This is a genomic window from Spirosoma migulaei (assembly GCF_054776855.1).
Genome location: NZ_BAAHBG010000022.1, coordinates 315,710 through 328,673, shown reverse-complemented (window position 1 = coordinate 328,673; position 12,964 = coordinate 315,710). Strand labels below are relative to the sequence as shown.

14 protein-coding genes are annotated in these 12,964 nt (G+C 45.6%); 4 read left to right on the top strand and 10 right to left on the bottom strand.

From position 1 onward, the window contains the following. Nucleotides 1–35: 35 nt before the first annotated feature. Nucleotides 36–536, top strand: coding sequence for a PPC domain-containing DNA-binding protein (locus tag ACYVGO_RS22630; protein ID WP_371731995.1), 501 nt, complete (start codon nucleotides 36–38; stop codon nucleotides 534–536). A gap of 73 nt (nucleotides 537–609) precedes the next feature. On the opposite strand, the gene ACYVGO_RS22625 is transcribed toward ACYVGO_RS22630, so the two are convergent. The 3 genes from ACYVGO_RS22625 to ACYVGO_RS22615 all read right to left on the bottom strand — a co-directional run bounded on the left by ACYVGO_RS22625 (nucleotide 610) and on the right by ACYVGO_RS22615 (nucleotide 3,085). After that, the gene (locus tag ACYVGO_RS22625) at nucleotides 610–1,203 is read right to left on the bottom strand and encodes a bifunctional nuclease family protein (protein ID WP_142771842.1); all 594 of its coding nucleotides are present in this window, start codon (nucleotides 1,201–1,203) and stop codon (nucleotides 610–612) included. Nucleotides 1,204–1,304: 101 nt separating this feature from the next. Further along, complete coding sequence (locus ACYVGO_RS22620; RefSeq protein WP_142771843.1) at nucleotides 1,305–2,267, bottom strand: electron transfer flavoprotein subunit alpha/FixB family protein; 963 nt, start codon at nucleotides 2,265–2,267, stop codon at nucleotides 1,305–1,307. A gap of 80 nt (nucleotides 2,268–2,347) precedes the next feature. Further along, nucleotides 2,348–3,085, bottom strand: coding sequence for an electron transfer flavoprotein subunit beta/FixA family protein (locus ACYVGO_RS22615; protein ID WP_142771844.1), 738 nt, complete (start codon nucleotides 3,083–3,085; stop codon nucleotides 2,348–2,350). A gap of 171 nt (nucleotides 3,086–3,256) precedes the next feature. Between ACYVGO_RS22615 and ACYVGO_RS22610 the strand changes: the two genes are divergently transcribed. Further along, nucleotides 3,257–3,586, top strand: coding sequence for a tetratricopeptide repeat protein (locus tag ACYVGO_RS22610; RefSeq protein ID WP_460971216.1), 330 nt, complete (start codon nucleotides 3,257–3,259; stop codon nucleotides 3,584–3,586). A gap of 20 nt (nucleotides 3,587–3,606) precedes the next feature. Here the strand turns inward: ACYVGO_RS22610 and ACYVGO_RS22605 are convergent, their stop codons facing one another. Next, nucleotides 3,607–4,416 (bottom strand): hypothetical protein, encoded by an 810-nt coding sequence (locus tag ACYVGO_RS22605; protein WP_460971215.1) that lies wholly within the window; start codon nucleotides 4,414–4,416, stop codon nucleotides 3,607–3,609. 791 nt (nucleotides 4,417–5,207) lie between these two features. Between ACYVGO_RS22605 and ACYVGO_RS22600 the strand changes: the two genes are divergently transcribed. Then, nucleotides 5,208–6,224 carry a hypothetical protein gene (locus tag ACYVGO_RS22600; RefSeq protein ID WP_460971214.1) on the top strand — a complete coding sequence of 339 codons (1,017 nt, stop codon included), beginning with the start codon at nucleotides 5,208–5,210 and terminating at the stop codon, nucleotides 6,222–6,224. 71 nt (nucleotides 6,225–6,295) lie between these two features. Here the strand turns inward: ACYVGO_RS22600 and ACYVGO_RS22595 are convergent, their stop codons facing one another. The 6 genes from ACYVGO_RS22595 to galK all read right to left on the bottom strand — a co-directional run bounded on the left by ACYVGO_RS22595 (nucleotide 6,296) and on the right by galK (nucleotide 11,892). Continuing rightward, nucleotides 6,296–7,477, bottom strand: a complete 1,182-nt coding sequence (locus ACYVGO_RS22595) for an Nramp family divalent metal transporter (RefSeq protein WP_460971213.1) — start codon at nucleotides 7,475–7,477, stop codon at nucleotides 6,296–6,298. A gap of 100 nt (nucleotides 7,478–7,577) precedes the next feature. Then, the gene (locus ACYVGO_RS22590; protein WP_142771849.1) at nucleotides 7,578–8,051 is read right to left on the bottom strand and encodes a Dps family protein; all 474 of its coding nucleotides are present in this window, start codon (nucleotides 8,049–8,051) and stop codon (nucleotides 7,578–7,580) included. Nucleotides 8,052–8,145: 94 nt separating this feature from the next. Next, entirely contained in the window at nucleotides 8,146–9,084 is a 939-nt protein-coding gene (locus ACYVGO_RS22585; protein ID WP_460971212.1) for a sugar phosphate isomerase/epimerase family protein, read from the bottom strand. 127 nt (nucleotides 9,085–9,211) lie between these two features. Continuing rightward, complete coding sequence (locus ACYVGO_RS22580; protein ID WP_142771851.1) at nucleotides 9,212–9,892, bottom strand: cell division ATP-binding protein FtsE; 681 nt, start codon at nucleotides 9,890–9,892, stop codon at nucleotides 9,212–9,214. 105 nt (nucleotides 9,893–9,997) lie between these two features. After that, nucleotides 9,998–10,657 (bottom strand): fructose-6-phosphate aldolase, encoded by a 660-nt coding sequence (fsa, locus tag ACYVGO_RS22575; protein ID WP_142771852.1) that lies wholly within the window; start codon nucleotides 10,655–10,657, stop codon nucleotides 9,998–10,000. A 62-nt stretch (nucleotides 10,658–10,719) separates the two neighbouring features. After that, nucleotides 10,720–11,892: a galactokinase gene (gene galK, locus ACYVGO_RS22570; RefSeq protein WP_460971211.1), complete on the bottom strand. Its 1,173-nt coding sequence runs from the start codon at nucleotides 11,890–11,892 to the stop codon at nucleotides 10,720–10,722. A gap of 336 nt (nucleotides 11,893–12,228) precedes the next feature. Between galK and ACYVGO_RS22565 the strand changes: the two genes are divergently transcribed. Beyond that, nucleotides 12,229–12,951 carry a tetratricopeptide repeat protein gene (locus ACYVGO_RS22565; protein ID WP_142771854.1) on the top strand — a complete coding sequence of 241 codons (723 nt, stop codon included), beginning with the start codon at nucleotides 12,229–12,231 and terminating at the stop codon, nucleotides 12,949–12,951. The last annotated feature ends 13 nt before the right edge of the window (nucleotides 12,952–12,964 follow it).

Here is a 12,964-nt window from a genome sequence, read left to right as displayed (position 1 = left end):
TCAAGAGGGAACAATTCAATAAAGCACAACCGCAAATGCGCATTTTCTTTACACTTACGATCATTCACAGTTTTATAGCTATGCTAAGTGCACAACCACAACCGACTAACACCCCTGTTGTTTCGACTATCATGCAGACCTACTCGTTCAGACTACGTCCGGGGCAGGATTTGAAGAAGGAGCTGGATGCGATTGTCCGTCAGGAACGTATTGAAGCAGGCGCTTTACTAACATGTGTAGGAAGTTTAACCGATGTAACCTTACGGCTAGCTAACCAGGAGAATGCGAGTGTATGGCAAGGGCACTATGAGGTTGTTTCGCTGGTTGGTACTCTCTCCACTAACGGAAGCCACGTACACCTGTCTGTATCTGATTCAACTGGTCGTACGATTGGAGGGCATCTCCTGGAGGGGTGTAAAATCTATACAACAGCAGAAGTGGTAATAGGGGTGATGACTGACATCGTGTATTCGCGGGAAACAGATCCGGTATTCGGTTATAAAGAGTTGGTTGTTCGGAAGAAAAGAAGAAAATAAATAAAGTGAATCCCTAAATAGAGAAAAGCCACCTACTAGGATGGCTTTTCTCTATTTACATAAGATGAGGAGATTAATTACGTTTACTCATTTCATCGCGAATTTTAGCCGCTCGTTCGTACTCTTCATTACCTAGGGCTTCTTCCAGCATTCGTTGTAATTCTTCGGAAGATGCGTTCTTCAACTGATCGCCAAATGAACGGGTGGAGGGGCGGTTTGACGATCGAACGAGTTCTTCCTGTTCTTCTTCGTCATTTCCGCTAGCCGTTATACCCGCTTCCGACAAAATAGACTCGTTCGTATAGATGGGTACGTCAAATCGAATGCCAATGGCAATGGCGTCTGATGGACGAGCATCAATGACCGACTCCCGAACACCGTCGAAACAAACAATTTTCGCAAAGAAAATGCCTTCTCGTAAGTCAGAAATCATGATTTCACGAACCGTAAACTTAAATTGTTCAGCAAATTGCTTAAACAAATCATGGGTCATCGGGCGATTCGGAACAATCTTTTCTATTTCAATAGCAATGGCCTGTGCTTCGAACATGCCAATGATGATAGGCAACCGACGATTACCATATTCTTCACCTAAGACCAGCGCAAACGAACCCGATTGCGACTGGCTGGGCGATAGTCCTAATATTTCCAGCTTAATCTTATCCACGGTGCGAAATTAGCAATTTTTAGCCTTCAGTCATTAGTCAGAAGCCATCAGTGATCGTAAGTTTTCAATAAAAATAATGACTTTCGACTTACAGGGACTAACTAGAGGGCCTTCACTGCCTGCGTTAGCTTCGGCAGTATATCAAACACGTCCCCAACGATACCGTAATCGGCTGATTTGAAAAACGGAGCGTCAGGGTCCTTATTAATAACAACAATTACCTTCGAGGAGTTTACACCAGCCAAATGTTGTATGGCCCCCGATATACCACAGGCAATATAAAGATTGGGGCTAATTTTAAGTCCAGTCTGGCCTACGTGTTCGGAGTGAGGGCGCCAATCCAAGTCAGATACGGGTTTGGAGCAGGCGGTTGCTGCATGAAGCGCTTTGGCCAGGTCTTCAACTATTCCCCAATTTTCCGGCCCTTTCAACCCACGGCCAGCGGATACGACTAAGTCCGCTTCAGGAAGCAGGATATCACCTGACGATTTCTCCGCACTTTTTACCGAAATGGCGAAATCTGCGTCGTTTAATGCCGGTGTAAACGCGTTTACTGAGGCTGTCGCGTCTGTTTCTTCAGGGGTAATGGTATTTTTCTTGATTGCCAGAATTTTTATATCAGCTTTCAGGTCATTATAGGCAAACGCTTTCCCGGTATAGATGCTGCTTTTCACTTGAAAACCATTCGACACGTCGGGTAGGGCGATCACATTGGCAGCTAAGCCCGCTTTAAGTTTACCCGCCAGCCGCGCTGTCATGGCATCGGCTAAGGATGATTTCGCCAGCACAATGACCTTACTGCCTTCTTGCTGAGCTGCTGCAGCCACCACAGTGGCATAAGCCATTCCATTTGGCTCAGTCAATTTAGCATCTGTAGCATGCAATACACTGGTCGCTCCAAAACGACCAGCCGAAGCCAGCTCAACATCATCGGCTGGTCCAATAATAATTGCGGTGGCTGACGTGCCCGTCATCTGGGCAACCTTTGCACCGTAAAAAATGGCCTCCTGGGAGGATTTTTTAATTTTACCTTCGTCTAATTCGGCAAATATGAGAACTGACATAGAAAAATTTTCGGTTTATGGTTTTCAGTTTTCGGCTCTAAAGCTTGCGCCATAAACCGTGCACGGAAAACCGAATACAATCAAATTACTTTAGCTTCGGTATGCAGGAGTTGTATGAGCTTTTCAGCTTCGTCGGCGGGAATCATTTTTACTGCGCCACGAGGTGCCGGAAGTTCATAACTGGCAACGGTAGTAAGCTTGTCCGTACCTGTTGGCTCAACTACTTTAAGCGGTTTAGTTCGGGCTGTCATAATGCCGCGCATATTTGGAATTTTCCATTCGGCAATAGGTTCCTGACAACCGAGTACTAAGGGGAGTTTAGCTTCCAGGCTTTCCTTGCCGCCTTCAATTTCGCGGGTAATCTTAGCCGTATCCCCATCCAGGTCGAGGAGCATAACGGGTGAAATGGAAGGTATCCCCAGCATCTCGCCCACAATACCATGGACCTGGCCTCCATTGTAGTCGATGGATTCTCGACCCATCAAGATCAGATCGTAGTTGTTTTCTTTGGCAATGGCTGCAATTTGCTCGGCTACGAAATAAGCATCGGTTGGTTCCGCATTGATTCGGATAGCGTCGTCGGCACCAATGGCCAGGCATTTGCGGATAACTGGTTCAGAGTCAGCTTGGCCAACATTCAGGACAGTTATAGTCGCTCCTGTTTTTTCTTTAAGTTCAACGGCTCGTGCAAGCGCGTAATCGTCATAAGGGCCAGTGATGAAGGTTACACCGGCCTTATTCAACTTGGTATTATTGTCTGTAAAGGCAATTTTGGTGGTGGTGTCAGGCACACTTGTCACACACACTAATATTTTCATGCTTATTAGGGTTTTGTAGTTATCGTAGTGCTTAGTTGTTAGTCGACAGCCTGTAGGCGATTGTTGTTTGATGTATGACTATCGCCTGACATCTGTTGACTACTTTTACGGGTCAAAAATACAAACAATCTTAAAAAAATAGTATGCTTGCATACTATTTTTCTCGAAGGTATGAATAATGATCGTATTCAGCAATTAATGGAGTTTGTAGAGGAAGAACCTGGGAATCCGTTCAATGTTTATGCATTGGCCATGGAGTATGTGAACCGGCAACCCGAGCAGGCCCGAATTTATTTTGACCAATTATTGAATGGTCACCCCGATTATTTGCCTACCTATTATCATGCAGCCGCACTTTACGCTGAATTGGATGAGCGAGATAAGGCCGCTGCGTTGTATGATAAAGGGATTGCGCTGGCAAAAATGCAGAATAACCTAAAAACGCTACAGGAATTACAGCGGGCGCAACAGACGTTTGAAGAAGATGATGATGAATGGTAATTTTTGTTAGCAGATCACCATTACCGCCGTTTCCGGGTATTGTTTTGTTGAACTAAATCCTGCTTGAACAGAAGTGGTACGCTGGTCTGCTCAGGTATTGTGTAATTAATAGCCAGATACTTCGCTAGCTGAACTTTGGGCAAATACACAAATCCACGTACCGATTCACCAGAAGCCAGCGTGTTGGCTTTTAACGCTAATTCCCGCCAGCGGTATTCTTCATAGTCATACCGTTGCATCCGATTGGCAAAGGTCCTATAATCAACAGCCCGTTTCACAGCAAGGCCCTGATAAGCAAGACCATGAACTACTCGATTGCTCGCGTATTCCCGGTATGAACGGCTATTGCTCGATGAGGAAACATCCGATGCAATAGTTGCTACCATGAGAATTGTATTAAAGACTTTTGCCCGTTTTAGTCGCTTTTCTTCCTCTTTCCGCTTAAAAGCCATACGGCTGACTTCATAGGATGGGTCAGCGGCTGAGCGGGTAAGTACCGTTGATGGGTTCATCGAATCCTGGAGTGTATCCTGTGCAGCACCTAGAGCCACAAAATGAAAATCTGCCGGATTTACCTCGATTGGGTGATCTGTCCTATTTTTTATTTCAACGTCTAGCGTAACAAACTCTAGATCTTCGCGCTCGAACGAAGCAACTACACCCACACCATTTTGCTCCGCTTTCGTAACCGGGCGCCCGTCAATGGTAGCGATATCACCCGAAACGGGTTCAAGCTGATAGGTAGCCGTAAGAGTTGGGGCGCAACTACTCAATGCACCAGCCAAAAGACAGGCGCAAAGGGCATAGGTAGGAATGGGAAAAAGCCGCATACTCTATAAGGTTTGGAGCAGATAATTCGATTTAATTGCGGTAAAGTTACATAATCAAGTGATGCTGTTTTACTATTGAAATTAGTTTTTCTCAAAGTTCGCTGGAACAGCTACCATTTAATAAAATGCTGATAGGCTATTGGCTATCAATGAATTAAAAGTAACAAACTGGACTGCTTAATTAAGGGCCTATGAGTAGCTACTTACAGAATGAACTGCCTGTTCTATTACCTGATTATCGTGCTGTTTCTGTATAGCAATCGGCTGGTTGGTCAAGGTATTGGTAGGAAAGCTGATAGCGCCAGCTAACTCATGCGTTTCCTTACAGTGTGTTGTCACCTGGTGAGCATCCAGTTAGCGTGCAAGTGGAGAACTACGGGTGGGCACAGGCGGTTAAGAAGATCAGTATAAATATTGAGAATGGTAAACTGCTAATTATTGATTTGAAATCAAAAAAGAAGATGTTGTACTATAAATTGAATTGATGAAAACAGTTAGTTAATTTGTCATTGATTACTCGCGATAATAAATCTAGTTCCCTGAGTCTGGATGGGTTTGAAAGAGAAAAAGAAGACCAACAGCCATAGAAGTTAGCGCTTGGTACTGATTAGAGTATAAATCTTCGCAAATGGAGTTAGGGGTTATTGGCGTTAGTATCTTGCCGATACATTACAAATGAATTGCAGTTGCTATTTTCGTCTGTTTTTCAGTTAATTATAAATATGTTGGGCGAAATAAATCGGAACGAAATTTGCTGTATTTAGTCATTATTTCCATAGCCAGTTTTACTTATGAAACACGTTACATTTACCTTACTCTTACTGACCACTAGTTTAGGAGCGGAGACATTTGCTCAAAGTCAGATCATTACACCAGATAATCAGGTCGTGAGTTTTCAATCGCCTAATGGTACCAGTAACCTGTTCATTGGCCAGAGTACAAGTGCTGTGATTGGTGGAACGTATAATACGTTTATGGGTAGCCAGGCTGGGCAGGGAAATACAACGGGCTCCTATAATACGTATTTTGGCTATAAAGCTGGTTTCCCGAACACAATCGGTAGCCATAATACGTTTATCGGGTATGAAGCCGGTAAACTGAATACCGATGGTGACGACAATGTATTTATTGGCTATAATGCCGGCCAACGCAATAAAGGTGGAAACCGTAATCTCATTATTGGCCCTAATGCTGGTTTCGATGGTATGGATGGGCAGGATAATACCCTGTTAGGGGCTAATGCAGTAGGTATTGGCGTAGGATTATCGAATGCAACGGCTATAGGCGCTAATGCCCGCGTCCTGAGCAGTAATGCGTTGGTGTTAGGTAATAATGTCAATGTTGGCATCGGTACGTCGGCTCCTCAAAATCGACTTGAGCTCACTGCTGGTACGGATGGGAGCAGCGGTCTGCGTTTGACAAATATGACGGCTAATTCCCTTGCAAATGATGCAACTGCCAGTAAGTTCTTGACAGTCAATGAAAAAGGCGACGTTACATTAGGGGGGCGGTTATCGGCTCTAGCCATGCAGGTACAACCCAAGTCGGAACGCCAATGGGCCGATTATGTATTTGCTCCCACGTATAAACTGCAACCGTTAGCTGAAGTAGAGCAATATGTTCAACAAAATAAGCATTTGCCCGATATGCCTAGTGCAACCGAAATGGTAAAACAAGGCGTTGACCTGACAACACTCCTGGCTACATTAGTGAAGAAAAACGAAGAATTGACCCTGCATCTAATTGACCAGCAAAAGCGAATTGAGCGCCTGGAACAGCAAAATCGTAAACTGAGCAAAAAGAACTAATCGAGTAATCACCTGTCAATTTAGAGTAATGGGCTCGCAATGTGGTAAACTCCAGGTTGCGAGCCCATTGCTTATTGAAACGCTAGCCAAACGTTCCACAGCCCCAATATCGCTGTAACAAGGACTATAGACCCCATTGCCACATTTTGGGCTAACGAGTTACGGTATGCACCCAACAACGTTCGATTATTAACAGCGGCAAATAGAAAAATGGTAACAAAAGGAAGAAGGATGCCATTGATTGCCTGTACCGCAACAATGACTGGGATAGGGGTTACGTTCAGCAACCCAAAGGTGAGCCCGGTTAGCATGACTACAAGCCAGATAGCACGATAGGTAGTGGAATTTTTTGGCACCCCTAGCAAACTTTGTGCCGTTACAGCTGCAGCCAGTGGAGCTGTTAAAGAAGAGGCAAAGCCAGCGGCAAATAATCCAAAGGCAAATAAAGAGCCAGCCCATGTTCCAAGGCTATCCGTTAATACCTGCGCCATGTGGGGATAGGAGAAATCGCCGGGAATGAGTAGACCAGCCAGTAGTAATACCACTGAAATAATACCTCCGATGACTACTGCTACCCAAATTCCCAGCTTCATTTCGCTAAGCGATTGTCCTGATACAATACTTGATCCGAAAAATAGATTGTAGGGTACAATAGTTGTGCCTATCAGACTATTGATGAGTAATAATGATCCATCTGGAAAACTTGGCGTTAGGAGAGACTTCGTTAGTGCAATTGGCGTAACGGGTGTGCCAAATGCTACATAAACAAAAGCGCCACCCATGGCAAACACAATCAGGCCCAGAAAATTAGCTAAGTTCTGAGTCGACCCAATCCACAAAAGAGCAATACAGACAAAACCAATCCCAATCGTCAGGGCTGGAACAGGGAGGCCAGTAAGTAAGGCAAGACCAGCTACCGCTCCCAGTATGTTACCTGCCTGATAAGCTGCACACCCCAGGAAAATAGCTAGAAATAAGGTCCAGCCAACCCAACGTCCTCGTGTGCCTGTGTACGTTTGTGTAATAACCTGGCCTAAATCTTTGCCCGTAGCAATCGTAATGCGAGCTGCTGCTTCCTGCAACCATACCGTACCCAGCGTAGCGAACGTGAGTACCCAGAGCAGTTGTATCCCGTATTTCGAGCCAGCTATAGCACATGCGGTGACTGAGCCGGGACCAATAAAGGCGGCTGAAATAACTGACCAAAACAAGACACTGCCGAGGCCAGAGCGGATAGAAAGAGATTTAGGCACGATAAAAAAGAAGAGTGAAGAATGTAGAATGATGAATATAGGGAAAATTCCTAACTCTCATTATTCTAGACTCTTCACTCTTCTTTTTTCACTATTATTCCTAAGATAGATACTTTCTCAGCATCCAGGCCATTGCTTCATGAGCCTCCATAAGTCCCGTCAGAAAATCGGCGGTACCGGCGTCCTTCAGTTCTTCGTCACACTTTTCAACATCTTCACGGAGTTCGCGAACGATTTGCTCATGATCTGATAAGAGATTCCTGAACATATCAGCCGTGTCTTTGGGCTTTCCTGAATCTTCTTTCAGGCTGGTATTATGAATAAACTCAGCCATTGTAGCCAGAGGGGTACCCCCTAACTGTCGGATGCGTTCGGCCACTTCGTCAATTTCGGCCTCTATAGCCTTGTACTGACTTTCAAAGAATTTATGGTACTCCATGAAATTCGGTCCGGCGACATTCCAATGGTATTTTCGGGTTTTAATATAAAGTACGTGAAGATCTGACAGGAAGTCGTTTAGGAGGGTGTTGTCCTGTTTTAAGACATCTTTTTCAAGGCCTATATTGGGTTGCATAACGATAACGTGAGTTTAATTGACTTGGTAATTCATTGCAACCTGCGTTGTGCAGGCTACTGATGAATAACCGTCAATTGAGCTGTTTGTTTCATTATCCTACTAAGTCGGCAAAAACGTTTTTAGCATAGACTATATCCTGTTTAGTAGCTTCTACAGGACCCATTGTATTGGGAGAGCCTTTTTCCAAACACTGTTCCAGAACTAGTAAAGGCCGAACGCCCAGCGTTTTTAACTCGGCGGCAAGACGTCGGTAATCAATGTCCCCATCGCCGAAGGTTTCCTGCCAAATGCCTTCCCGCGATTGACGGATATGGATCTCAACAATCCGCTTGCCGTAGAGTTTCACGACGTCGAACAAGGCTACTTGTGAGTTTCCGGACCCACGATAAACCCAGTGTGCATCTAAACAAAGCGATACATGTTTGGGATCAGTTGCCAGCAGCATATGGTGAAACTCCCGGGCGGCTTGCCGGTGTTCAGGAGCATGGGTATGGTAAGCCAGAGTGATGCCGCGTTTACGTAATTCAGCGCCCAGCCGATCAAGATTTCGAGCTTGCTCCGTCAACTCAGCGTCGGTTTTATCATCATTGCTGCCCCACTTAATCGGACTGGGATTCGTAACAAAAAGGGTTGTACCGGCAGGTCGGGCAGCATTGGCAATAGCCAGAACGGTATCGATGGATTTTTGGGCCTCAGCGGCTTGATGAAGTGTGCTGTTAACGTACAATGAAGGCATCGCCAGCTTATAGTTCGTTAATAGCGGTAGGAGTTTAGTGACTTCTTCGGCCGAGTTCACGGCTGGTTCATAGGCCGTCAGGCCTGACTGTACCAGTTCGCGAAACGATACATCTGGGTCAGCCATCCAGGTCTTACCCTGTCTTCCGTAGAAAGTTAGCCAGGTATAGGAATTGCAGGCAATTGGAAATGATTTGACAAGTGAAGCTGCCTGAGCTTGCTGGTGTATAGTGAATAATGAGCTACCGGCCAGCGCGGTGAGTGAGCCCAGGAAATGACGACGGTCTAGATTCATAGAGGGTACTAGTGCAAGATTGGAGCCAATGGACTCTACTGCATGGATAATCAGTACCCTACACTCAATAGAATCTAACGATCTAAAGAGTTAAAATCTGCCTACTTACTTATTCTTTCAACTAGAATTATCCGCCTAGTTCCACTACTTGCCCATCCTGACAACGGAGCACACGGGCGGGGTATTTATTTAACAAATCGTAGTTATGCGTAGCCATAAGCACAGCTGTTCCGGCATTGTTAATGGCCTGAAAGACTTTCATGATCTGATCGGCTACAGACGGGTCGAGGTTACCCGTTGGTTCATCGGCGATAAGAATGAGTGGCTCATTGAGCATGGCACGGGCAATCACCACACGTTGCTGTTCACCGCCTGAGAGTTGGTGAGGCATTTTTTTTTGGGCCGTACCCAGACCAACCTGCATGAGCACATCGGCAATGCGGTTGTTCATGTCGGTCTTACTCGACCAGCCAGTTGCTTTAAGTACAAACTTTAGATTGTCTTCAACAGAACGGTCGGAAAACAACTGAAAGTCCTGGAAAACGATGCCAATTTTTCGGCGAAGTTGAGGGACATCGCGGGGTTTGAGTGCTTCAAGAGAATAACCTGCAACAAGACCTTTCCCATTCTGGAGCCACAAATCGGCATATAGGGTCTTAAGTAATGATGTCTTTCCACTCCCGGTTCGACCAATAAGATAGGCAAAATCGCCCTTATTAATCTGAAACGATACATCGCCTAAGACCAACTTCTTGTCCTGATAGATATCGGCGTGGTCGAGTGTAAGGACGGATTCTGTGGAAAACATAAATTGGGTTATCGTATAAAGTTTACGGTTTATGGTTTATGGTAGGCTGGCGCAAGAAATTATGACGCGCCAGCCTACCGTAAACCATAAACCGAATACCGTATCTTACTTTTTCTCAACTTTCGCGTGATCAGCCAGGAATTTGGCGAGGCCACTGTCTGTTAATGGGTGATTGAGCAACATTTTAATAACGCCCAAAGGAGCCGTCATAACATCAGCACCGATTTCGGCGCATTGAATAACGTGCATTGGGTGACGCACCGATGCGGCCAATACTTCGGTTGTATAGCCGTAGTTGGTATAGATATTCACAATTTGTTCGATCAGGGCCATACCGTCGGTCGAGATATCGTCTAACCGACCTACGAATGGCGATACGTAGGTAGCACCCGCTTTGGCAGCCAACAGCGCTTGACCAGCTGAGAATACCAGTGTGCAGTTTGTACGGATGCCTTTTTCGGAGAAATATTTAATGGCTTTGATGCTATCGCCACTCATTGGCACTTTTACCACGATGTTCTCGTCGATATCAGCCAGTTCTTCGCCTTCCTTAATCATCTCATCGTAGGTAGTCGAGATGACTTCTGCGCTGACATCGCCCTGTACGATTTCGCAAATCTGCTTGTAATGCCGCATTACGTTATCTTTTCCCGTAATACCTTCTTTGGCCATCAGGGAAGGATTGGTTGTAACGCCGTCTAGGATTCCCATTTCCTGGGCCTCCCGAATGTCAGCCAGATTGGCTGTGTCAATGAAAAATTTCATGGTAAAATAGAGTTAATTAATTGTTTGTGGTCAGTAGGTCTATAAGCTGCTTTTCACGTCATTTACTTATTTACACCTGCTGCCTTACTAACTATACTCGTTCCGTTCTGGATTTTGCAGACGTGAAGGTACGTATCTTTCCCCGTTTGGGCTTTGTATTGTTTTATAATCAGGTCAGTAAATGCGTTGAGGGCTTCTTCGCGCACCAGATTGATGGTACAGCCACCAAATCCTCCGCCCATCATCCGAGCTCCCAGTACACCTTCTTGCTTGCGAGCAATGTCGACCAATATATCTAACTCCGGGCAACTAACTTCATACCATTTACTTAATCCCTCGTGGGAGCCGTACATCAATTGGCCAAACGTTGCCACATCGTTTGCTTCCAGGGCTGCAACGCCATCCAGTAAGCGCTGGTTTTCCTGCACTACATACGCACAACGCCGGTACAGTAAGGGGTCTGCATCGCGAAGGTGTTTGTCCAGCATCGGCATGGTTACGTCGCGCAAACTCTTGATTTCTGGATAAAATTTCTGGAGAAACCGGACGCCAGCCTCGCATTCAGACCGGCGTGTGTTGTATTCAGAGGCCACCAGGGAATGTTTCACCCGTGAGTCGCAGAGGACAATACTAATGCCGTCCATTTGCAAGGGAGCATAGGTGTATTCGAGCGATCGGCAGTCGAGTTTGATCACATGGTCGGCTTTGCCCATCATGCTGGCAAACATATCCATAATGCCCACTTTGGCACCAACAAATTCGTTTTCGGCTCGTTGTGAAAGTTTGACCAGTGCAATCCGATCAAGTCCTAAGCCGAATAGTTCATTGATTGCAAAACCAACTCCATTTTCGAGGGCTGCCGACGATGAAAGGCCGGACCCCATGGGAATTGTACCCCCGAAAACGCAGTTAAATCCACTAAATTCATGACCGGCCAGCCGGAACTGGGAGGCCACTCCAAGCAGATAGTCTGCCCAGGAGTTTGTTGGAATTAGGTTGCTGAGTGAGCCCTGATATGTCTTGTTCAGGTCATGTGCTACAAAATGGAGCTCATTGTCGGAGCGGGGGCCAACGGCTAAATAAATTGCCTTGTCTATAGCAGCCGGAAGTACAAACCCTTCGTTGTAGTCAGTATGTTCGCCAATGAGGTTTACACGACCGGGAGAGCAAATGAGCAGCGGGTCGGTATGAAATGAATTCTGAAACGAGGTAGTGAGTTGGCTAAGCAGATTCATCTTGGGTTTAGGGAATTTAGCGGTTTGATACAGCTAAACGCAGAACCCGCTAAACAGCGTAACCGCACTGGGCGGAAATAAAAAATGGCAAACCAATGTCTCACCGCTACGACCACCTACCCTTGCTTCGGTCAAGACCTGGGGGATTCAGCAGGAGCTGGTAGCACCGATTTGCCGATGCAAAGTTAAGCAATTGTTAGCCAAACGACCAAATTTCGCACGTACCTTTGTCTAAATTAAAATTAATTGTGAATGAGTGAATAAGTGAATGAGTGAATAAAAGCACATGACAGCTAGTCACTCATTCTCCCATTCACTCATTCGCTCAGTCAATCAATGAAGCGATTAACACTCTACATTATTCACTCTACATTATTCATTTTAACCGCCTGTAATTCATCTGATAAGCATGTTGAGCAGGGACGGGTTTATTTGAAAGAAGGCAAGTTTCGGGAAGCGGTACAGGTGTTAAATCAGGCAATAGAAGCCAATGACGCCAATTCGGAAGCGTTCAATTCACGGGGAGTGGCTTATTTTGAATTGAAAGAATATGCCAATGCCGCCCTCGATTATGACCAGGCTATCAAACTGGAACCTGGTTTCTATCGCCCTTATTATAACCGGGGATTGCTTAAAGTGGCCCAAAACGATTTAACGGGTGCTTTAAAAGATTATTCGGATGCCATTCGATTAGCTCCCGACACCAGCCGAAGCATCAGCGCCGAATTATACCTGAACCGGGGACAATTATTTGCATCACAGGGACAAATTCAGCCCGCATTAACCGATTTTTCGCAGGCAATTACATTAGATTCTACAAACGCACTGGCTTTATACAATCGAGGGAATCTGCGATTTCAGCAGAAAGAACTTGCGGGCGCCATTGCCGATTTTCAGCAGGCAGTTAAAGCGGATTCTAAGTTTGGGAAAGCATTTTATGGCTTAGGCATTGCTCAATTACTGCAAAATGCTCGTGAGAGTGGGTGTCTGAACCTGAAACAAGCACAAACCCTGGGCTATGCCGACGCTTCTAATGCTGTAGCCGAGTATTGTAACTAAAGTATTTTGTGAA